23 protein-coding genes and 1 riboswitch are annotated in these 21,961 nt (G+C 38.3%); of the genes, 17 read left to right on the top strand and 6 right to left on the bottom strand.

Annotated features, from left to right (window positions below; all coding sequences use genetic code 11):
- The first annotated feature begins 78 nt into the window (after positions 1–78).
- The 7 genes from HWQ49_RS00430 to HWQ49_RS00460 all read left to right on the top strand — a co-directional run bounded on the left by HWQ49_RS00430 (position 79) and on the right by HWQ49_RS00460 (position 8,137).
- Positions 79–1,476, top strand: coding sequence for a tyrosine phenol-lyase (locus tag HWQ49_RS00430; RefSeq protein WP_188205602.1), 1,398 nt, complete (start codon positions 79–81; stop codon positions 1,474–1,476).
- A 271-nt stretch (positions 1,477–1,747) separates the two neighbouring features.
- Positions 1,748–1,999 (top strand): hypothetical protein, encoded by a 252-nt coding sequence (locus tag HWQ49_RS00435; RefSeq protein WP_188205603.1) that lies wholly within the window; start codon positions 1,748–1,750, stop codon positions 1,997–1,999.
- Positions 2,000–2,119: 120 nt separating this feature from the next.
- Entirely contained in the window at positions 2,120–3,802 is a 1,683-nt protein-coding gene (locus HWQ49_RS00440; RefSeq protein WP_188205604.1) for a PucR family transcriptional regulator, read from the top strand.
- A 180-nt stretch (positions 3,803–3,982) separates the two neighbouring features.
- A complete protein-coding gene (locus tag HWQ49_RS00445; protein WP_188205605.1) occupies positions 3,983–5,194 on the top strand; it encodes a M24 family metallopeptidase in 1,212 nt (403 codons plus the stop codon).
- 49 nt (positions 5,195–5,243) lie between these two features.
- Positions 5,244–6,437 (top strand): cystathionine gamma-synthase family protein, encoded by a 1,194-nt coding sequence (locus HWQ49_RS00450; protein ID WP_188205606.1) that lies wholly within the window; start codon positions 5,244–5,246, stop codon positions 6,435–6,437.
- Between the two features lie 219 nt (positions 6,438–6,656).
- The gene (locus HWQ49_RS00455; RefSeq protein ID WP_223154909.1) at positions 6,657–7,529 is read left to right on the top strand and encodes a CAP domain-containing protein; all 873 of its coding nucleotides are present in this window, start codon (positions 6,657–6,659) and stop codon (positions 7,527–7,529) included.
- Between the two features lie 152 nt (positions 7,530–7,681).
- Complete coding sequence (locus tag HWQ49_RS00460) at positions 7,682–8,137, top strand: CoxG family protein (RefSeq protein WP_188205607.1); 456 nt, start codon at positions 7,682–7,684, stop codon at positions 8,135–8,137.
- A 4-nt stretch (positions 8,138–8,141) separates the two neighbouring features.
- Here HWQ49_RS00460 and HWQ49_RS00465 read toward each other — a convergent pair whose 3' ends face one another.
- Both HWQ49_RS00465 and HWQ49_RS00470 read right to left on the bottom strand, forming a co-directional pair.
- A complete protein-coding gene (locus HWQ49_RS00465) occupies positions 8,142–8,537 on the bottom strand; it encodes a thiol-disulfide oxidoreductase DCC family protein (protein WP_188205608.1) in 396 nt (131 codons plus the stop codon).
- 37 nt (positions 8,538–8,574) lie between these two features.
- Positions 8,575–8,874 carry a TIGR04104 family putative zinc finger protein gene (locus HWQ49_RS00470; RefSeq protein WP_188205609.1) on the bottom strand — a complete coding sequence of 100 codons (300 nt, stop codon included), beginning with the start codon at positions 8,872–8,874 and terminating at the stop codon, positions 8,575–8,577.
- A 91-nt stretch (positions 8,875–8,965) separates the two neighbouring features.
- Here HWQ49_RS00470 and HWQ49_RS00475 point away from each other — a divergent pair, with 91 nt between their 5' ends.
- The 5 genes from HWQ49_RS00475 (at position 8,966) to HWQ49_RS00495 (ending at position 13,334) form a co-directional block, all read left to right on the top strand.
- Positions 8,966–9,664 carry a response regulator transcription factor gene (locus HWQ49_RS00475; protein WP_188205610.1) on the top strand — a complete coding sequence of 233 codons (699 nt, stop codon included), beginning with the start codon at positions 8,966–8,968 and terminating at the stop codon, positions 9,662–9,664.
- The gene (locus HWQ49_RS00480; RefSeq protein ID WP_188205611.1) at positions 9,651–11,012 is read left to right on the top strand and encodes a sensor histidine kinase; all 1,362 of its coding nucleotides are present in this window, start codon (positions 9,651–9,653) and stop codon (positions 11,010–11,012) included. Before HWQ49_RS00475 ends, HWQ49_RS00480 begins: the two co-directional genes overlap by 14 nt.
- 55 nt (positions 11,013–11,067) lie before the next feature.
- The gene (locus HWQ49_RS00485) at positions 11,068–11,901 is read left to right on the top strand and encodes a PepSY domain-containing protein (RefSeq protein WP_188205612.1); all 834 of its coding nucleotides are present in this window, start codon (positions 11,068–11,070) and stop codon (positions 11,899–11,901) included.
- Between the two features lie 136 nt (positions 11,902–12,037).
- Positions 12,038–12,637: a PepSY domain-containing protein gene (locus HWQ49_RS00490; protein WP_188205613.1), complete on the top strand. Its 600-nt coding sequence runs from the start codon at positions 12,038–12,040 to the stop codon at positions 12,635–12,637.
- Between the two features lie 133 nt (positions 12,638–12,770).
- Positions 12,771–13,334: a hypothetical protein gene (locus HWQ49_RS00495; protein ID WP_188205614.1), complete on the top strand. Its 564-nt coding sequence runs from the start codon at positions 12,771–12,773 to the stop codon at positions 13,332–13,334.
- 2 nt (positions 13,335–13,336) lie between these two features.
- Here HWQ49_RS00495 and HWQ49_RS00500 read toward each other — a convergent pair whose 3' ends face one another.
- A complete protein-coding gene (locus HWQ49_RS00500; RefSeq protein ID WP_188205615.1) occupies positions 13,337–13,480 on the bottom strand; it encodes a hypothetical protein in 144 nt (47 codons plus the stop codon).
- Positions 13,481–13,626: 146 nt separating this feature from the next.
- Positions 13,627–13,729: riboswitch (TPP riboswitch) on the top strand.
- A gap of 90 nt (positions 13,730–13,819) precedes the next feature.
- Between HWQ49_RS00500 and thiT the strand changes: the two genes are divergently transcribed.
- Together thiT and HWQ49_RS00510 are read left to right on the top strand one after the other, a co-directional pair.
- Complete coding sequence (gene thiT / locus HWQ49_RS00505; RefSeq protein WP_317450886.1) at positions 13,820–14,386, top strand: energy-coupled thiamine transporter ThiT; 567 nt, start codon at positions 13,820–13,822, stop codon at positions 14,384–14,386.
- A 257-nt stretch (positions 14,387–14,643) separates the two neighbouring features.
- Positions 14,644–15,123 (top strand): glutathione peroxidase, encoded by a 480-nt coding sequence (locus HWQ49_RS00510; protein WP_188205616.1) that lies wholly within the window; start codon positions 14,644–14,646, stop codon positions 15,121–15,123.
- A 36-nt stretch (positions 15,124–15,159) separates the two neighbouring features.
- On the opposite strand, the gene HWQ49_RS00515 is transcribed toward HWQ49_RS00510, so the two are convergent.
- Entirely contained in the window at positions 15,160–15,813 is a 654-nt protein-coding gene (locus HWQ49_RS00515; RefSeq protein WP_188205617.1) for a hypothetical protein, read from the bottom strand.
- A 181-nt stretch (positions 15,814–15,994) separates the two neighbouring features.
- Here HWQ49_RS00515 and HWQ49_RS00520 point away from each other — a divergent pair, with 181 nt between their 5' ends.
- Positions 15,995–17,623: a BCCT family transporter gene (locus HWQ49_RS00520; protein ID WP_188205618.1), complete on the top strand. Its 1,629-nt coding sequence runs from the start codon at positions 15,995–15,997 to the stop codon at positions 17,621–17,623.
- 39 nt (positions 17,624–17,662) lie between these two features.
- On the opposite strand, the gene nfsA is transcribed toward HWQ49_RS00520, so the two are convergent.
- Positions 17,663–18,400, bottom strand: coding sequence for an oxygen-insensitive NADPH nitroreductase (gene nfsA / locus HWQ49_RS00525; RefSeq protein ID WP_188205619.1), 738 nt, complete (start codon positions 18,398–18,400; stop codon positions 17,663–17,665).
- A gap of 2 nt (positions 18,401–18,402) precedes the next feature.
- Complete coding sequence (locus tag HWQ49_RS00530; protein WP_188205620.1) at positions 18,403–19,878, bottom strand: methyl-accepting chemotaxis protein; 1,476 nt, start codon at positions 19,876–19,878, stop codon at positions 18,403–18,405.
- A gap of 146 nt (positions 19,879–20,024) precedes the next feature.
- Here HWQ49_RS00530 and HWQ49_RS00535 point away from each other — a divergent pair, with 146 nt between their 5' ends.
- Both HWQ49_RS00535 and HWQ49_RS00540 read left to right on the top strand, forming a co-directional pair.
- Positions 20,025–21,386 (top strand): MFS transporter, encoded by a 1,362-nt coding sequence (locus HWQ49_RS00535; protein ID WP_223154911.1) that lies wholly within the window; start codon positions 20,025–20,027, stop codon positions 21,384–21,386.
- 144 nt (positions 21,387–21,530) lie between these two features.
- Positions 21,531–21,956 carry a YwpF family protein gene (locus HWQ49_RS00540; RefSeq protein ID WP_188205621.1) on the top strand — a complete coding sequence of 142 codons (426 nt, stop codon included), beginning with the start codon at positions 21,531–21,533 and terminating at the stop codon, positions 21,954–21,956.
- The last annotated feature ends 5 nt before the right edge of the window (positions 21,957–21,961 follow it).

Here is a 21,961-nt window from a genome sequence, read left to right on the forward strand (position 1 = left end):
TTTTACTCGTGTGCTTGTTTCTAAGAATCCTCTCATTTAAACTGAAAATTAAGATAATTTAATAAGGAGGATGATTAGATGACTAAACGGCGTACGGCTGAGCCTTACAAAATTAAAGCTGTGGAACCACTCAACATTTTATCACACGAGGAAAGGAAGCAAGCCCTTGAAAAAGCTGGATACAACACGTTTTTATTAGACAGTCAAGACGTTTATATTGATTTATTAACGGATAGTGGAACGAGTGCTATGAGTGACCAACAGTGGGGAAGTCTCATGGTAGGGGATGAGGCCTATGCGGGTAGTAAGAGTTGGTATCGTCTTCAAGAAGCAGTTCGAGAGGTGTATGGTTATAAGTATGTCTTACCGACTCACCAAGGACGTGGGGCAGAGAATTTACTGTCACAGCTTAAGGTGAAAGACGGGGATTATGTCCCAGGAAATATGTATTTTACGACTACTCGTGCGCACCAGGAACTAAACGGTGGCACCTTTGTTGATGTCATCATTGATGAGGCTCATGACCCTAATGCAGAGCTAGATTTTAAAGGAAATGTTGATTTAAATAAGCTACAAAATTTAATTATGGAAGTGGGAGCAGAGCGAATTCCTTTTGTTTGTCTAGCCGTAACAGTCAATATGGCAGGTGGTCAACCGGTGAGTATGGCGAATATGCGTGAGGTGTATGAGCTTTGCCAAGAGCATGGGATTGATGTAATGTACGATGCAACTCGTTGCGTTGAAAATGCCTATTTTATTAAAGAGCGTGAACCAGGTTATCAAAACACTCCGATTAAAGATATTTTAAAGGAAATGTTCGCTTATTCAGATGGCTGTACGATGAGCGGGAAAAAGGATGCGCTAGTTAACATTGGTGGATTTTTAGCTATGAATGATGAAGAGCTGTACACAAGGTCTCGTGAATTAGTCGTCGTTTATGAAGGCATGCCTACATATGGTGGAATGGCTGGTCGCGATATGGAAGCGATGGCGCAAGGGATTTATGAATCGGTAGATGATCATTATATTGAACATCGTATTCAGCAGGTTCGTTACTTAGGCGATCAGCTCATTGAGGCAGGCATTCCTATGGTTCGTCCAATTGGAGGGCATGCCATTTTCTTAGATGCTAGAGCTTTTTTAGATCATCTGGATCAGGACCAGTTCCCAGCTCAAGCTCTTGCTGCAGCACTTTATTTAGATTCAGGTGTTCGTGCAATGGAACGAGGTATTGTCTCAGCAGGGCGAAATAAAGAAACTGGCGAACATAATAAGCCCAAACTAGAAATGGTTCGCCTCACCATCCCTAGACGGGTTTACACGAACAATCATATGGATGTTGTCGCCGATTCAGTGATTGAGCTCTATCAAAAACGCCATCAAATTAAAGGTCTACAAATGGATTACGAACCACCGACATTACGCTTTTTTAACGCGAGATTTTCCCCGAAAGAAGTGGCCTTGTTAGAAAATTAGGTTTAATAGCAGTCCAGCTTGGATCTCATCTAAGCTGGGCTTTTTCTTTTGAGCTTATGGAACCGGATAGGATTGAATTCATACGGATTGAAGGGCGATTTTCACGGATTGGAGGGCGATTTTCACGGATTGGAAGCACAATCACACGGATAGAGACGTCTACGCTCAGCTACCAACATCAACGTCTGGATAATCAATTCATAAAACTGCCAGTACTCGAGATCAGATTATAGAAAAAGCTAAGGTAAAACTGGTTAAGGAGGTAACCCCGATGAGTACGATTAGGTTTATGTATTTGATTGGCATCGTATCGCTCGCATCCATTGTCTTATATTTTCTTACTAGCTTGGATCATTATTCTTGGGGAGATGCGATTCAAGGTCTTGCTTTCTTTGGTGCGAGTGGTGTTTTTTATTTTGTGTTTGTATATTGGTATCATAAAAGTGATGTTGGAAAGACAGCCACTATTTCTGTTCTTGGTTTAATTGCCTTGGTATCTGTTGTACTTATCTTTTTAGGCTAATTCTCACTTCCTTAAGAAATTCTCCCCAGTTAACAGGGTATTTTAAATTTTCTAAATTGACTGTTAATTCCTTTCATATCATAATTATAAGATAGATGATGAAGAATGGTGGGGTGTGTCATGGGAATTTGCGTTCAGGAAGTGCTTGATTTAAATGTGATGAAGCATGCTGTTGTTAGAACCGGTCAGGAGCAGTTAGCTGATCAGCAAATTGAGTGGGTTTCTGTCATTGAAGAACCTGTTGAAAACTTCATCAGAAAACACGAAATCGTTCTGACAACAGGGATTGGCTGCCAAGATGATCCAGAAACGTTAGGAACGTTTGTACAAGATGTTATTCAATCAGGTGCTTCGGCATTAACTATTGCAACAGGTCGGTATATTACTGAGATTCCTCAACAGGTATTGGAATTCGCTGAGGGTCAAGACTTCATCATCATCGAAATTCCATGGAAGGTCCCTTTTTCAGATATTTTTCATGATGTACTGGATGCGATTAATAAAAATAACGAATATAAAAGAAATCAAGCTGAGTCTTTAAGGCAAAAGTTAACAAATGGAGTTCTAAATGGGCAGTCGCTTGAAGATTTGATGAGAATTTTGTATGACGAAATCAACATTCCAGTAGCAATTAGTGATGACGAGAAAAAAGTCCGTGCTAATTATGATTTTGACACAAAGGTTATAGATGCACTAAATGGGTTTAGCGATACGCCGGTTAAAAAAGTTGATGTGCCGGATGTACCATTAGACGAACACCCCTTGTACCACCATTTAGACCAATATGATGTGGATGGTCAGACGTGTTATGAGTTAACGATTTTTTCAAATGGTAAAAAACAAGGCTATCTTCTATTTATGCCTAAACATAAGTCACAGCTAAATTGGTTTACAATCCACGCCTTAGAGCATGGATTAACTGCATGTGCTTTATACTTTCTTACGGAAAACGCTGTGGAAATGACAGAGATCAGGCTAAAAGATAACTTTGTTTATCAGCTTGCAAAAGAAAAACAAATCCTCGATGCTAAAGCGCTATCGAAAGGCGAGTTACTAGGCTATGATTTATCACTGCCATACGCTTGTCTGGTTGGGGATTTCCAAATTGAGGAAGTCAAAGATGCGTCCTGGGATGATGAGCAAGACCAATCAGGACAGTCCTCTTTACATAGTGTCAATTATTATGTACAAAAAGAGATTACTCACGCTAGTCAGCAGCTTGAACGAAAAACGATGTCTACGTTTGATGAAGGGGAAGTCATCATTTTTTTAGAGATTGACCAAAGTGGTTACCAGGAAACGGTCAATCATTTTTTAGACATGGTGGAACGGCGTTTACATGACCAGTTGGCACCCGTTTACTTTGCCTGGGGAGTAGGCTTACATAATGACGGGTTCCAATCTTTTTATGAAAGTTATCACGAAGCACGAACAGCTTTAGATATTCATACTGAGCAGCATGGTTTCGGGGAGAGAACTTTCTTTGAAGAGACAAAGGTTAATCGCTTACTTATGCGTATTGCTGAAAATCACGAGCTGATTCAGATGGTTAAAGAGACGATTGAGCCACTGGTTGAGTATGATCTGAAACGTCAAGCTGAGCTGATCCATACGTTTATGACTTATCAAAAATATAAGGGTAATGTTAGTCAAACAGCTAGAGCCCTTAACCTACACCGGCAATCATTACTCTACCGACTTAAAAACATTGAGAATTTGACGAATTTGTCGTTAATTGACGCAGATGACTCATTTTTGTTAGAACTTAGTATTCGTTTATGGCTATTAAAACAGTTTAAATAAATGACTTTTACTGGCAGAGTTGGAGCGTACTCTGCCGGTATTTTTTATGACTTTTAAAAGTGTATAACAAGAAGCAATTAAAGTTCATACACTTTGTATATTATCAACGAAAGCGTTTGCAAATATAATATTATTAACAGAATATTTAAATTTTTGTCGAGAGGAAAAGGAGGGAGGAAGATGCTTACGTTTGATATCTTGGAGTACCAAGAAAGGTTGAAACGGACGAAAGAAAGTATGGAACGACAGGGGATCGAGGTACTCCTGATTACAGACCCAGCTAATATGAACTACTTATCTGGTTATGATGCTTGGTCTTTTTATGTGCATCAAATGTTGGTGGTCATTCTTGATGAGCCACAACCCATATGGATTGGTCGGTTAATGGATGCGAACGGAGCTAAGTCAACGACATGGATGTACGATGAAAAGATTTTGGCTTATCCGGATTATTATGTTCATTCTGATGTGTACCACCCAATGGCTTACATTGCAGAGATGTTAAAACAAATGGGGCATGGAAAGCGAACCATTGGGGTAGAGATGGATCAATACTACTTCTCAGCTAAAGCATATATTAAACTTCAAGAAAATTTACCTGATGCGTCGTTTAAAGATGCGACATCGTTAGTGAATTGGATTCGAATCATTAAATCTGACCAAGAAATTGAGTTTATGCGCCGTGCAGGAAAGATTGCAGAAAACGCCATGCAAGCAGGTGTCTCAACTATTCATAATGGTTCAAGAGAATGTGATGCAGCGGCGTCGATTTATTATGAATTAGTTAAAGGTACTGAAGAGTTTGGTGGTGATTATCCATCTATTGTTCCGATGTTACCGACGGGTGAAAACACGTCTGCTCCTCATCTAACTTGGTCGGATCAACATTTTGAAGAGGGTAATGCCGTAATTGTGGAGTTAGCTGGTTGTTATAAACGCTATCACGTCCCGTTAGCTAGAACCGTTTCCATTGGTCAACCTACTGAACGACTTGAACGTTTAGCAGACATTGTTCGAGAAGGAATTGAAAATGTCTTAGCACGAGCAAAGCCAGGAATTTATTTAGAGGAATTAGAAGAGGCTTGGCGTGAGTCCACGAAAAAGTACGGCATTGAAAAGGAATCTAGACTAGGCTACTCAACAGGTGTTAACTATCCACCTGATTGGGGTGAGCACACAGCAAGCATAAGAAAAGGAGATCAGACGGTATTACAGCCGAATATGACATTTCATTTTATTCCGGGATTGTGGTTTGACAATGACGGAATTGAAATGAGTGAGACCTTTAGAGTAACAGAGGATGGCGTTGAAATGTTCACTCATTATCCACGTGAATTAATTATTCAAAGTCCTTACCACTTACCAGATGATAGTAAAGGGATTATTAGTTAATCACTAGCATATTTTTTAATAAACGAATAATTTTAGGAGGGGTCTAGATATGACAGAATTCAAACCAGGAACAAAAGCATTATGGTCAGGGGAGAAGGAACAACTAGCTTATGGCGCTACTCAAGTACCAGTCGTTCACAGTGTGTCATTTGGGTATGATGACATGGATGAATGGTATGAAATTGCCACTGGTCAGCGGGAAGGACATATTTACGGGAGAAATACGAATCCGACGACGCAAGCTTTTGAAGATAAGGTTAAAGATTTAGAAGGGGCAGAAGCGGCAACGAGTTTTGCTACCGGGATGGCTGCTATTTCCAATACGCTTTATACGTTTTTAAAACCAGGTGATCGAGTAGTGACGATCAAGGACACTTATGGTGGGACAAATAAAATTTTTACGGAGTTCTTACCACGTAGTCAAGTTGAAGTCGTGTTCTGTGAAACAGGCGATCATGAAGAAATGGAGCAAGAGGTAGCCAAAGGATGCGAAGTGGTTTATATTGAATCCCCGACTAATCCAACGTTAAAGATTATCGATATTGAAAGAATGGCAAAAGCAGCTCACGAAGCTGGTGCATTAGTAATTATTGATAGTACTTTTGCCACTCCAGTCAATCAAAATCCTTTACAACTCGGTGTGGATTTAGTCCTCCATAGTGCAACTAAGTATTTAGGTGGACATTCTGATGCCTTAGGTGGCGTTGTTTGTGGAAGTCAAGCACTCATTGATCAGATTTATCATTATCGCGAAATTAATGGAGCGACGATCAATCCAATGGGCGCTTATTTATTGCTCCGTGGCATGAAAACACTTCATTTAAGAGTTGAACGACAGAATGAAAATGCCATGAAAGTCGCACAATATCTAAAAACAGTTGATTGGGTGGAGGATGTTTTTTATCCTGGATTAGAAGAGCATAGAGGACACGATATTGCTAAACGACAAATGAAAGGTTTCGGTGGTATGCTTAGTTTTTCGGTTAATGGTGGATTGGAAACCGTTAACCATCTTTTACCAAAAATGAAATTAGCCAAACGTGCGGCTAGTTTAGGTTGTGTTCAGACCATTATTGGCCCACCAGCCACAACTAGCCACGTTGAATGTACACCTGAAGAACGGGCGGCCATGGGAATCCCTGAAGGACTGGTTCGATATTCCGCTGGTATTGAGGATATCGATGATTTAATTGGTGACTTAGATCAAGCGTTCAAGTCACTTCCAAAGGAGTTATATGTTTAAAGGTAAAGTAAAATCCCTTTTGAATCCCTTTCGCTGATGAGAGCGAGAGGGATTTTTCACTTAATATCGGTGTTGAGTCAGCAAAATAAGTGCCGACATTAATTACCACCTGCCACTCAGTCTATCATGTCGGTAAATATAAAAACTTCCAATCAGATCACGGTATATTTTTAATCTCAGGTTAAAAAATATGCTTGCATCATGATTGGAGGGAGCAGCATGAAAAAGTTTATTGTGGGATTAACGACAATGATGCTTATGTTAACCGCATGTCAAATGGATGATGAAGGTGCTAATCGTCAAACGGGTACTGAAGATAACCTTCAGCAAATTGGATTTGGTGGTAACCAAGGAGATCAGGGAACTGGCACAACACAAGATGAGAATGTTCAATTTCCTTATGAGACAGATGAAGGAATTAACTATAACATTCGTGGTCGCGAAAATGTAAACGACTGGGAGCCATTCGACTTTAATAACCGTCGCTCTGGTGAAGGGCGTTTTGATTTCAAACATGCCGAACGTGACCGTCAAACTCAAGAAGGGAACGGTCAACAAGATCAGCAACAACAAGATCAGCAACAGCAAGATCAGCAACAACAAGATCAACAACAGCCACAGCAGGATCAGCAACAACAAGATCAACAACAGCAAGAAGCACAGCAACCAGGACAACAACAAGATGAACAAGCTGATGTAGACGTCGATATGAATGTTATCGAACAAGTAGTGGAGTTAACTAACGCTGAAAGAGAGCAGCATGGACTAAGTCCACTTGAATTAGATACGCAACTAACGGATGTTGCTCAACGTAAATCTGTAGATATGGCTGATAATAACTATTTTAGTCACCAATCTCCAACATATGGATCTCCATTTGATATGCTTGACCACTATAATGTGTCTTATACAGCCGCAGCAGAAAACATCGCTGCTGGTCAGCACTCTGCTGAAGAGGTTGTTCAAGAATGGATGAATAGTGAAGGACACCGTGAAAATATCCTTAATGATTCCATGACACACATAGGAGTTGGATATGAAGATAGTGGTAACATGAACCCATATTGGACTCAGATGTTTATCTCTAAATAACAGGTTTTTATTAAGCACGTGGTTTTGCCAAATTTTTATTAGGCAGTCACGTGCTTAATTTTACCTATTTTGACTTTAACTACTTTTGCCCTTGTATAAGACAACTCTAGATAGGCATATATTTAAAGCATCAATAACCTTGAGGTGATGATATGCCAAGTGGTACACATCAGGTTCATATTGATGTCCCTATTGAAAAGGTTTGGGAGTTTGTCAGTGAGATGGATAATTGGGCCCCGTTAGTCCCGGGATATCAAAACCATAAAATGATAAATCCTCGCCAATCGGAGTGGACATTTAAAGGTGAATTTGGGCGAATGCACAAAATGGTCACGGTTCGAGTAGATATTATCGAGTGGGTTGAACCGTCCAAAGTTACATTTAATTTAACTGGACTTAACGAGAAAGTTGTAGGTCATGGATATTTTAGGGCAGATAAAATCATGGAAACGAGCACACGAATTAGTGGTAATTTGGAAATGAGTGCAGCAGGAGTAAAAGGACCAGTACTTAATACAGTTTTAAAAAGCATGGTTCCCCATACATCTGAACTGTTAACGAAAGCTGTTTCTGACAAAATTGTAAAGAGTCAAGTAGCTGTGAAATAAAGTATTAATTAGATAAAAACTTCTTTTTTAATTCAGGTGTCGGCATCATGCATTCTTGACGCTGGCCAAACAGCTTTAGGCGATTTCGAGCAATAATCTGATAAAGCCGGTTACGAATAGGTCTAGGAATGATCACGAATCCATAAGCTAATTTCCAAAAGCTGGACATATGTTTAGCAATAATTAATGCTGCAGAGGATTCTGTATAAACTTCCCCATTCGAAATAACAACCATACTCTCAGGTGGGATATTGATGCCTTGTTCATTTAACAAACGTTCACCTGCATCACTCTGCAATGGAGCAAAACGAAAATGATCGTGTTGGTCTCGCTTAATCAGAAACTGAACGATCCCATTACATAAATTACAAACGCCATCGAACAAAATAACCACCTTCATTATGACACACCTCTCCCTTTTATAAATCGACACCTGCTTACCACAAAGGTTCCTCTTCATTTGATAATTCCATCGTAAATGGTGATATAAATAAAAAGAAAGCAATTAAAAACAAGGCAATTGAAAAGACAATAGGAAAGCTAACGTCTAGCATATTTAAAAACATAATAATGATTACGCCGATTAACGTCATATATAATGACGTTTTTCTGCTTTTAGCTGAATAGTATTGAGTTTTATGACAATTTGGGCATTCGTGGCCTACTCTTGTTTTCCAGCTAAAAGGTAGGGCTTCTTTATAGCGAAATTGATAATGACAATTGGCACAAACGAGCATGTAAACACCTCTTTATTAATACTTATCCTCCCTTATATGGTATCATATTCATAACTAAAAAACGTCTGTTAAATATTTTGTAGGTGATGGTATGAGTTCACATATTTTAGTTGTAGAAGATGAAGAGAAAATCGCACGAGTATTAGAATTAGAACTTGAGTTTGAAGGTTATCAAGTCACTAAGGCGATGACAGGATATGACGCATTAGAAAAAATTCGCACCTCTACTTGGGATTTAATTTTACTTGATTTAATGCTTCCTGAAATGAGTGGTGTGGAATTGTTGCGCCGTTTACGAAAAGATGATCAACAAACACCTGTCATTATGCTGACGGCTAAAGATGCTGTTGAGGATAAAGTGTCAGGTCTTGACTCGGGTGCTAATGATTATGTAACTAAGCCTTTTCAAATTGAAGAGCTATTAGCACGCGTTCGGGTGCATTTGCGCCAAGCATCAAATTCGCCTGATCAAACTGGAGATTGGCTGATTTTCTCAGATCTTAGGTTAAATGAAGGAACGCGTGAAGTTAATCGTAACCAGCGAACGATTGACTTAACGCCACGTGAATTCGATCTGTTGGTCTATTTAATGAAGAATCATAAACAAGTGCTGACGCGTGAGCAAATACTTGATAGGGTTTGGGGCTATGATTACATTGGCGATACGAACGTTGTGGATGTCTATATTCGCTATTTACGTAAAAAAGTCGACCAAGAAGGTGATAAGCAATTGATTCACACCGTTCGTGGCGTAGGTTATGTGATGAAGGATACTCATGAAGTTAAGTAATAAGATCTTCTTCTTTACAACCGGTTTATTTATTGTATTGCTCACAGCGTTTGCGGTAGCTATTAATGTGTTGTTTTCAGAGAATACTTACGACAGAGAATTAGACCGAATTCAAATAGAGACAGAAAATATGGTCAGTAGTTTAGCAGAGGTTAGTGACACGATTCCTGTAAATGATTTGCTCCGAGCTTATGTCCCTTCAAATGGAATGATTCGCGTGTTGGATCAAGACTTAGACATTATAACTTCAATTGCTGCAGGAGACCAAACAGAGCTTTATTATCTTTCTTTACCTGAACGAACTGGAAGAACAGTCGAAATCATTGATGATGAAGAAGGGAAGCTCGCACTCATTCAGGAGCCGATGATCTGGGTAGATGGACAAGTTGTTTATGTTCAAGTTGTTGAAGACTTAGGGCATATTGATGAAAACCTAAGTAATTTACAGCTTGTGCTCCTCTTTGTGGTCCTAATGGGAATCATTCCAGCGATTGTTTCTGGTAAGCTGTTGACCGATTTAATTATTGAACCTATTCAATCTTTAATTCGGACGATGAATGAAATTAAAGAGGATCAAACCTTTAAACAGATCCCACTAAACCGTCAATCTAAAGATGAACTCTACACGATGAGCGCGACATTTAATGATATGATCAGCTTACTTAAGGAGAACTACGAAAAGCAAGAAGCATTTGTTTCTAACGCTTCCCATGAGCTGAGGACGCCACTTACTGTGATTGAAAGCTACGCGAACTTAGTTAAACGTCACGGTTTATCCCGTCCGGAGGTAGTCGAAGAAGCAATTGAGGCCATTCACTCCGAGTCCTTACGTATGAAAGAACTGACTGAACAATTACTGTTGTTAGCTAAACGCGATCAAGATTGGCGAATGATAAGACAAGAAGTTAATATCAATCAGCTGCTTACCGATGTCAGTCATAAAATGTCACAGACTTATGATCGGTCAGTTAATTTCATCTCTAATTTAGAAGCCGATCTCCACGTGTTAACGGATGATCAGAAATTAACTCAATTGCTGTATATTATTTTAGATAATGCTTTGAAATATAGTGATGACGAAGTGAAAATTCACCTTAGTGACAAAGAAGGACAACCAGTGATTAAGGTTGTTGATTATGGGATCGGGATTCCTAAACAGAAACAAAATCAAGTATTTGAACGTTTTTACCGTGTTGATGAAGCAAGAAACCGGCAAACTGGTGGAAGTGGCTTAGGTTTAACGCTAGCCAAAGAAATCGCCGATGTACTTGAGCTGGGGCTTCACTTAGAAAGTGAAGTTGATGTTGGCACCACAGTTTATATTATTTTCACTGAACGTTCTCACTAAATTTTAATCTTTATTTTTTATAATGAGGATAAAATGTTGATAAAGGGTGTTACTCATGAGAAGGAAACAACTTGCATGGATTTTAGGGGGTGGGTTATTAACGGCTTTCGTCTTCTTTTTAGCTCAGCCATATCTCTTTAATACTGCCTCAGCTGAGGAGTTGTCCGTTGGTGAAGCGGAACAAAGAGTATTGGATCGTTTTCAAGGTGAGGTCCTTGATATTGAAGACCGACTAGACCATTATCAGGTCGAATTAGAATTAACAACAGGAATTTATCAAATTACCGTGAATAAAGAAAGAGGTTCGATTGAAAATGTTCAGCAAACGGAAGTGTATGAAGCAGATAATGAACCGGTTGAGGAACATGAAGAGCCAGACGTTCCTGAAGAAATGGAAGGTGATGAGTCCATTGAAGATGAGACGGGTCATGACGAACCTGTTGAAAATGATGAAGATGAACCGGAAGAGCCATCACCAGAACCTACGTTATTAACGCATGATGAAATTATTGACATTGGCTTAACACAACAAGAGGGTACCATCCAAATGTTAGAATTCGTCGAGGAAGAAGAACCTTACTATGAACTGATTATTGAAGGTGAAGAAGCTTCAACGTATATGATGATCGATGCATATAGTGGATCCATTCTATCGCTTGAACGTGAAGAGAAAACACCTGAAACCGTCGTGACCGAGGAAGAAGCGATTGAAATCGCTTTAAACGAGGTAGAAGGTGAGCTAGAACAAGTAGCTATTCGTGAAGTAGACGGTATTCTTTACTACGTTGTTGAATTGATTGTTGATGATGAACAAGTTTTACTCCAAATCAATGCTTTCTCAGGTCAAATTCAATCAGTAACGTGGGAAGAGCGCCAAGCTGAAGAATAGACACACAAAAGTCCATCTCCTAATAGGAGGTGGGCTTTTTGAATTTCTAATCAAATTTTAATCTTTCTTTCCATTCTTTCTCATGTAGGTTGTCTAAACTGGTATTTGTGATGAAGAGTGAGAGTGAGGGATCGATATGCGAAGGAAATTAATTTTTGGAACATTTGCTAGTACGTTTATGCTCGGTAGTGCACTTGGAGCATCGGCCATTAGCCATTCAGACAATCAACCCCAAATAAACATGTCTAATAACGAAACAGAAGTGGAAGTGAAAGCCATGTTGGAAGCTAATAAATTACTCGGGCATTATGAATTAGAAGAGATTGTATTTGAAAATATATCGGGTACCATTGAGCAAGTTGAACTCAACAATAATCAGCAATTTGAAGTTCAAGTAAAGGATCGTTCAAATCGAGTACATAGCCTTGTCATCGATGCGTATACAGGCATGGTTCTGGAAAATACGGCTAATCCAGTTCATGGACGAGAAATTAAGCATATTGATGTAGACGATGGCAGGTCTTATGAACAGCTATTCTCATTATCAACCATTGAAAAAATTGATGCGATTGAACTGGCCCTTGAAACCGTTAATGGAAAAGCCACCTCAGCCGAACTTGAAAATAGACAAGGTGAATTAGTGTATTATGTAAAAATAGATCAGGAAAAGGAACAATACGAAGTCTTGGTAGATGCCACTTTAGGGGTGGTCTTAGACGTAAGGATAGCTTCTTAATTTGAAGAGATTGCATGGAATAGCGTGCAATCTCTTTTTATGTTGCAGCTAATATTGTGGAAGTGGGATTTGTATATTAAGATAAAAGAGGAGGATTCTGAAAATTTAATCAAATAATGAGGTGAGAATGAATATGAAGGATTTTATCCATAAATATACCTATCTTGAGAAGAAAAAAGATGCTCGTGGAAACGAAAAAGTTTATATTCAAAGTACTGATGTTGAACCAAGGCACCTCTATCAATTTGGTACTCTGGAGGAGGTTATTAAACAATGGGATCATTTAACTGAGGATGAAATTAAAGAAGCATTTGACTACGAAGAGAAAAGGCTATATCCGGAGAGGTTCATCCCCGATGGCCCATATTGTTATGACAAGAATGGCACCTGTCCGTTTTGGGATATAGATTTGAAACGTGACACTGATGAGAATGGTTATTGTCATTACTTACATATAGGAGATTGGGAAGACGATGATGAGCCCAGTCAGTTGTATCAGAAATGTAAAGCATGTGACATAAACTTAGAAGATCAGGGTGAACAAAAGGATCTGTCTGATAAGGAATACGAATTATACGTGAACGGTGAGTTAATCGGAAGTAGTGATTTAAATGAGATTCATCTGTTATTAAAAGATTTCTTCGCATCCAATCAAGTAGATAGTGAGGCAGATATAAAGGTTGTCGAGAAAAAATAAACTTATTTAAACAGTTTCCTAATAGTTTTTCCTGCTGCTCGTCCAGTAATCCTACGGCCAACTCGTTGTTGAACGCGACCTTTCCTAACAGCATCAACATCATTCCATATACGAAGGAATTTATAAATTTTTGACTTTAGACTCATTTGCACTCACCTGCCTGAATATAGTTTTAACATCATTATATATCATTTGTATTTGATTTTTAAATACTATTGGTAAAAATGTGTTAATTTGTTTGCACATTTATAGACCTTTAGGTACAATGAAATTGGCAAAAAAAGCATAATTAAAAGTCCACAGGGGGAGCCGTCATGGCTGAGAGTGAATCTAAGGATTCTGACCCTTTGAACCTGTTAGTTAGTGCTAGCGTAGGGATGTGGCTTTATCGATGGTGCAATGCTGGGTAGATCCATGATAGAGCCTCCCGTGCATTGCTTTTTTTGCGTGGAAATGGAAAAGTTACAAAAGGGGGAGGATTTATCGTGAATAAACGAACATTAATGTTAGTGGAAATCGCGATTTTTGCGACGATTGCATTTTTACTGGATATGATCCCAGGGCTTCAATTTAAAATTTGGGCTCAAGGTGGATCGGTTTCATTTGCAATGGTCCCGGTATTTATCATTGCGTTAAGATGGGGATTAAGAGCAGGTGTATTAACAGGATTGATTTTTGGGTTTTTAAACATGATTTTCGGGGGATATATCGTTCATTGGTTCCAAGCGATCTTAGATTACATTGCTGCCTTTGCCTTACTTGGCGTAGCAGGTATCTTTGCCAAGTCGCTAAGGAATGCGGTTAAAAACAATCATAAAGGGAAAATGGTTTCCTATATCACGGTTGCCGTGTTAATTGGTGTGGCCTTGCGATTTGCCTCGCATTTTGCTGCAGGAATCATTTTCTTTAGAACCGCTGCACCAGAAGGTCAGTCTGTCTGGATGTATTCTTTGATTTATAACTCAACTTATTTAATTCCAGGCTTTATTTTAACAGCAGTAATCATTATCCTAATGGTCTTATCACGACCAAGATTAATACTCCGTGATTGATCATCTATTAACTAGAACCTCTTCTTTCCCAGCAAAGAAGAGGTTTTTTAGTTAGATTCCCTTTAAATATTTAGAATATTTGATAAAATGGTAGTGGTTAAAATTCCTAGAAAGTGTGTTTAGATGGTTGAATTGGTAGGGTATTGTGTTAAATGTAATCGAGGAGTTTATTGTCGGAGTGGATTTTTGGATGGTGTCCATGAAGGTGGCAAGCTTTATTGCTCTAAGTGTGCCAAACCAAAATAGGAGGAGATACGTTGAAATCAATTTACGACATTGAGGTAGAAAAGGGTGATGGTGAACTTCAACCCTTAGAGGAATTTAAAGGGAAAGTAATGTTGATTGTTAATACCGCAAGTAAATGTGGCTTCACCCCCCAATTCAAAGGATTACAAGAGCTTTACGAAACCTACAACGAGCAAGGCTTTGAAGTATTAGGCTTTCCAAGTGACCAATTTATGAATCAAGAGTTTGCTAATCAAGAAGAGATCGAAAGTTTCTGTCAAACTCAATATGGTGTAACCTTCCCTATTTATAAGAAAATAGATGTGAAGGGTGACCAGCAAACAGGGCTCTTTCAATATTTAACCGAGGCTAAAAAAGGGTTCTTAGGTGGGGAGATTAAGTGGAATTTTACGAAATTCTTAGTCGACCAACAAGGGAAAGTCGTTCGCCGGTATGCACCACAAGTTACTCCATCCAAAATCAGTAAAGATGTTGAGAAATTATTATCCTAAAAAAACTGACACCTTTTTAAGTGTCAGTTTTTTTATCTAAAAGCTTTCGCGAATGTTCTTATCACCAAAGATTAATGCGCCATCATTAAAGCTTAACGTTATATTTCCACCGGGGATCTTTAATTCATTTTGCATCCACTCAACTAATTCTTCTAGTTGTTGCTCATCATCATCCGTTTTTCCTCGGTTTAAGGTAAGGCGAATAATTGGATTCGCATCTTGTCCTTGTAAGGAAGGGACATCTTGATGATCAATCCCAAGTTGATAGCCGATATCTTTCGGATAAGTCAACCATAATTCTTCCACAGAATCTTGGCCGAAGCGCTTTTTGATCTCAGGGGTTAATAGTGTCTCTAATTCGTGTTCCCAAACCTCTGCAACATAACTATCTTGATATTCATTAGCTTCATTGTGTTCATAAACTAACACGCGAAAATCATCATGCTCTTCTAGCTCTACAATTGCCGCATAGTGAAAAGGATCGTAAATTCCTGTTTGGTCAATTAATGTATCAACGACATGCATCGGCTGATCGAATGTTTCATCAATATAGTTTTCCGCAGCAACTGTGACCTCTTCAGCTTTTTCTGGGTCTTCTGATATCCCAACATATGATAAGTAAGAGATAATAATAATCAGGGCTAGAACAATCAAAATCCCAGCGATTAAAGCCTTTTGTTTATTAGTCATAATTTCACCTCATCAATTTACTCCACCGTTCATTATAAAGTTTCCTAGGTTAAAAAGTAAATAAAACGACAGCAAAGGACATGAAAGTGTTAAAATTTCAGGATTTAAATGTCCCCTTTAATAAAATTTGAGATTTTATACAGGCTATAAAGTATCACATCTATGAAGAGGGGACATGTATATGGGAAAAAAGTTAATTGATTGGCCGACGTTTATTGCGTCTTTTATTATAATATTAGCTGTTGTTATTCCGTTAGTTCTTTTTCCTGAAGCAGGTAGTGAGCTTATTGCTGAGCTTAATGACTATATTTCAGGTTACTTTGGATTTTTATATTTATTAATGGGCTTAGGAATCTTTCTGTTTTTAGTCTTTGTAGCATTTAGCCAAAATGGCCAAGTTAAATTGGGGGAAGAAGATGAGAAGCCTGAGTTTAAAACGGCCACATGGGCAGGTATGTTATTTAGTGCTGGAATCGGTTCGAGTATTCTATATTGGGGAACCATTGAGTGGGCTTTTTATTATCAAGGTCCACCATTTGGAATTGAACCAGGTTCGCAAGAGTTAGAAACCATTCAATGGGCTTCAACTTATGGAATTTTTCACTGGGGCCCGATAGCTTGGGCCATTTATGTGTTGCCAGCTGTACCGATGGCTTACTTCTTTTACGTCAGAAAAACGCCCGTCATTAAAATTAGTGAGACAGTTCGTCCGTTATTAAAAGGTTGGACAGATACGTATGTTGGTAAATTTATTGATGTGCTATTTATTTTTGGTTTGTTAGGTGGGGCTGGTACGACACTGGCTTTAGGTACACCATTAATTTCACGAGGAATATCTGATTTAACCGGGTTAGAAGACAATATGATCATGAGAACCATTATATTATTAATTGTCACGGCGATCTTTGCTGTGAGTTCTTATGTCGGTTTAAAAGAAGGGATTAGACGATTAAGTAATCTTAACTTAGCGTTATCGATCTTATTGTTAGTTTTTGTGTTTGTTATGGGTCCGACGTTATTTATTGCTGAAACGACGACTAACAGCATTGGGCTTATCTTTGACAACTTTTTTAGAATGAGTACTTGGACAGAGCCTTTTGCACAGGTTGCCGGCTTTGAAGAAACCGGTTTTCCTGAAGCATGGACTGTATTCTATTGGGCGTGGTGGCTAGTTTATGCGCCTTTTGTTGGCTTGTTCATTGCGAGAATATCTCGCGGGCGAACGATTAGGCAGATGATTATTGGTACGATGATTTATGGAACATTAGGCTGTTTAGTGTTCTTCGGTGTTATGGGTAATTTCGGTTTATATTTACAGTTAACTGGGGAGTTTGATGTAGTCTCACTATTAAATGATGAAGGGGCACCAGCAGCGATTATTTCAATCATTAACCAATTACCTTTTTCAACGGTCATGGTTGCTTTATTTGTTTTCTTATCAGTTGTATTTCTAGCAACAACATTTGATTCAAGTTCATTCATTTTAGCTGCCGTTACTCAAAAAAAGGTTGCAAACGAAGAGCCGTTAAGATGGAACCGTATGTTTTGGGCATTTACGTTGTGTTTGTTACCCTTAACGTTAATGTATCTCGGTGGTTTAGAGACGCTACAGACAGCAAGTATCATAGGTGGATTCCCACTTATTTTCATAATGTTTATGATTGCATGGTCGTTTATGAGAACATCAACAGGTGACCTAATCGCTGACGATCAATATGAGCCGAAAACCATTATTTTGGATTATAAAAAAGTAAAAGAAAAGTTAAGAATCAAACGTAGGAAAAAGAAGAAGAAAGAAGATAATAATTGATAATAAAAGGCTGGGGGTTTTGTCCCAGCCTCATCATATCTAACGTTTATTGAGTCCTTTGTTCTTAACAAAATCAGTTACGTCCATGCGAATCGGATTTGAGAGTTTTCTTCCGACCTGCTGACTCCAACTGTCTTGTTTTGTGTTAAAGGATCTATCTACATAATATTGTTTAGTTGTCTGATCAAAACGTTCAACATGTTCATGTTGATAACCATATTGATTTTCGTGATAGATGGCATCGAAATCAAACCGTGGCTTAACATCTGGATCTTCATCTGGAATACCAACAACCATTCCGAACAGTGGGATGACATATTGTGGTAAATTTAATAAGTCATTTACACGGTTAATATCATTTCTAAGGCTACCTATGTAGCATATGCCTAGTCCCATTGATTCACTGGCGATAGCTGCATTTTGAGCGGCTAACGCTCCATCGATGGCCGACATCATAAAGAATTCAGTATTCTCAATGTTGTCTTTCATTTTTTCCTGTATTTCCTCAGGTTGTGATTGATACATACGGTTAAGGTCGGCACAGAAGACAAACAAGTGACCATTGTCTTCAACGTACTGCTGACCACTTACTTGTCTTAATTTTGCTTTTAATTGTGAATCGGTGATACCAATAATGGTATAAGCCTGATAATAACTTGAAGTTGAAGCCGATTGAGCTGCTTTAACAATCGTTTTAATTTGTTCTTTTGATAATGATTGGTCTTTAAACTTTCTAATAGAGCGATGGTTCTGTAATAGATCAATCGTTTGATTCACGGTTAACTCTCCTTTGTAAGCTGTTGTAATGCCTTTGTTGTTTTCTCAATTTCATCGTGTAGCTGATGGTTATGATCAGATTGTTCTTGGACTGTTGCTGTTACCTCCTCAATGCTAGCAGTTGTCTGTTCGACTCGAGAAGAGATATTTTCCATGGTTTGATCAATATTTTTCGCATCATGGTATACAGTATTAGCGATATGGACAAATTGATCAAGTTGTTTGTTTAACTGATTGGTATGTTCTTCAAAACTGTCAAAGCGTTTTCCACTTTGATGGGTCAGTTGGATGTTAGCACTTAACTCTTCAAGTAGCTGTCCCATATACTGATCGGTTTCATGGTTTGTGTCTCTCATGATGCGTAAATTGTGAGAGATATTGTCAGCTGTCGTTTCAGTATGTTCTGCAAGCTTGCGAATTTCTTCTGCCACAACAGCAAACCCTTTTCCATGTTCACCTGCACGTGCTGCTTCAATCGATGCATTAAGCGAAAGAAGGCTTGTCTGTTCAGTAATCTCCTGTATGGACTTAATGAATTTTGCTGAAGAATCGACTTTATCACTTAAAGCATTAAATGACTCACGCATGGTTTTCATCTGTTGTTCGAAAGATTGAATTTTTTCAATAAGTTGATCAGCTTCATGACGACCTATTTTAGCTTCTTCTGTCGTTTTAGTCGTCTCTTCTTGTATATTGGCTAAATCCTCCATCATTTGTCCCATATTCGTGAAGGTATCTGAAATCGTTGATTGGATATTCGACAAATCGTTTGTTTGTGTTTCTGTTCCTGAGGCAATCTCTTCTATAGCTTGGTTCATTTCGTTTAATGAACGCTTAAATGACATGGATTGGGATTCAATCTGTTCCATGCTTCTTTTGATAATAGTGGCTTGATTTTCGTTCTCTTGTTTTTGTTGTGCTTGTAATTGGTAACGTTCTTGGTTTTCTTGGCGTAATTTTTCTAGCTGATGATCTGTTTGTTTAGTAATGATTTGTAAACCATATAAAATAATAGCCGTAAATAAAATGAAGGATAATGCGGTCTCATATCTTAGGTCTAATATGTCACCATGTAAGAAGACAAACGAATGAAAAATGATTAGGCTGCTAGCAAATCCAATAAGGAATAACGGTCTAGACATATAAATCGCAGAGGCAACGAGTAGGAAGAAAATTAATCCGAAATTATGTGTTGAGACACTAACTTCTAAAATGATTAATCCCAAAATTAACGACAATCCAATTATGTAGATGTACGGAATTGCTGCTGTTGCAACATTTAGCCTAATTAAGATACCTGCAATCGATAAAATACTTAATCCTCCGACCAACACGATTAAAATAACGGTTAAGTCTAATCCTGCAGCGTAATTAGCAGCTGTACTAACTAGTGTAATCGTTAATAACAACCAGAACATTAACTTATTTTTCTTTTTTAAAGAAAACTCTGTTACATTTTGTGAATTTTGTTGGACCATTCAGACACCTCCAAATATTCTAATAACAAATATACCATTATTTCTTTATAATGAGAAATGTTTGTTAATGTCGTTCCATGCAATAACATTGCAACCTTATATTCAAACCGTTATGATGATAAAGGTTATATGAGAGGGGACACTTTATGAAAGAATTAAATAATGAACAAGATATATATATAAGAAATCCAAAAATGTTATTGTTTTCGATTTGTTTCGTCTTGATGTTTTCAGTGATGAACGGGACGATGTTTAACATCGCTATACCTGATATTGCAGAGGCATTCGATCTAATGCCATCTGAAGTCAGTTGGGTGATGACAGGGTACATTATGGTCTATGCAGTTGGAGCGTTAATTTATGGAAAGCTAGCAGATACCGTCGCCTTTAAAAAGTTAATTACCTTTGGTTTAATCGTTTTTACGATTGGTTCTTTGATTGGTTTTCTAGCTCCAAACTACTTCTTTGTTTTAATTGCACGTGTCGTTCAGGCGATTGGTGGTTCGATGATGCCTGCGATTGCGTTTATTGCACCTATTCGCTATTTTCCTAATGAACGTGGGAAGATTCTCGGAATTATTGCTTCAGTGATGGCTTTTGCGTCAGGAATTGGCCCGATTTTAGGTGGTGTTATTGCTGGTTTTCTATCTTGGCAATTTTTATTTCTAACTTCAGGGTTAATAATTGTCACATTACCATTTTTACTAAGAAATCTACCTGATGAGGAGACGATTCATGTTAAGTTAGACTACTTAGGCGCGGTGCTCGTTGGTTTAACTATTGGGACAACGTTAATAGGTATCACATTAGGTGTCATGCCGTCATTAGGGTTAGCAGTGATCTTGGCAGCACTCACTTTCTTGCGAATGACTAAGGCAAGAAATCCATTTATTCCACCACATCTATTTAAAAACCGTAACTATGTAGTTGCACTCTTATCAAGCTTTCTGGCTGTCGCTTGTCTATTCGGTCTTATGTTCAGTGTCCCGATCATGCTAAGGGAAATATACCAATTAACAACGATGGAGATTGGCTTAGTCATGTTTCCTGGTGCTATTAGTGCTGCATTAATTGGTCGTAAAGGGGGCCGATTAGTTGACCAAAAAGGTTCAAGACTTATATTCATGATCAGTCTAGGATTATTAGCCATTGGATTCTTGATTGTATCTTCTACGGTGGGACTAAATCCTGTGATTGTTAGTTTGATGCTTGTGTTTCCTATGATTTGCTTTCCACTTGTACAAGCTTCTGGTGCCGATTTACTTGCTAATATGTTGGAGAAAAATGAAACTGGTGTAGGCATGGGTGTGTTTAATTTACTGAATTTCGTCTCCGGTGCATTAAGTGGTGCGATTGTTGGAGTAACCCTGGATCTGTTTCAGCCAACAAGAGCAGTAAACTTCCTAGCCGTCATAGGGGAAAGTGCTGTATATAGTAATGTGTTTTTAACATTTATGGGATTAGTGCTTATTTCATTAGTGTCGTTTAAAGTAATCTATCGCTGGTAAGTAATTACTAATCGGTGAACGTTTAAAACAGATTAAACCACATATCCTAAAAAAGGTTGATCAAAAGCGATGGTTTTCTGGATTTTGGCTTTTGTCTTCCTTGAATTTCCTTTATAATGAAGGTAATTAGGAAAGGAAGATTCGATGAAAACTTTTAAACTAGTCTCATTTGAAACTCTAGAGAAGTCAGGCGACGATTTGGTTAATAAAGAGATTGAATTCTATGATGCTTTGATCATTGATAGGGAAATTGATCATGATCGTTGGCTAATTGAATCATACATTCCTATGAAATATTATGAATACTTTAAAGATAAACTTGAAGGCAAACAAGAACTTGTTATTCAGGTTAGAATCACCAAAGAATCTAACCCGAAAGCAACCATCCTTGCAGATATAAAAGGCGTCAATGAGATTGAAGAAAATATGAATGTGATTCTTACAGGAGATATGGTTAACCGTGGTCGTGAGCAAGTAGAAAGGATTCTACAGAATTTGATTGAAGCTGGTTACCAAGGTGCTTCTTTATTAGAGAAGTTTAAAGAAAAGAACCAAGAAAGCCTGTTCTAAAAGAT

Origin of the sequence: Alkalibacillus aidingensis (genome assembly GCF_014595945.1) — a bacterium.
GTDB classification, from domain to species: Bacteria; Bacillota; Bacilli; order Bacillales; family Alkalibacillaceae; genus Alkalibacillus; species Alkalibacillus aidingensis.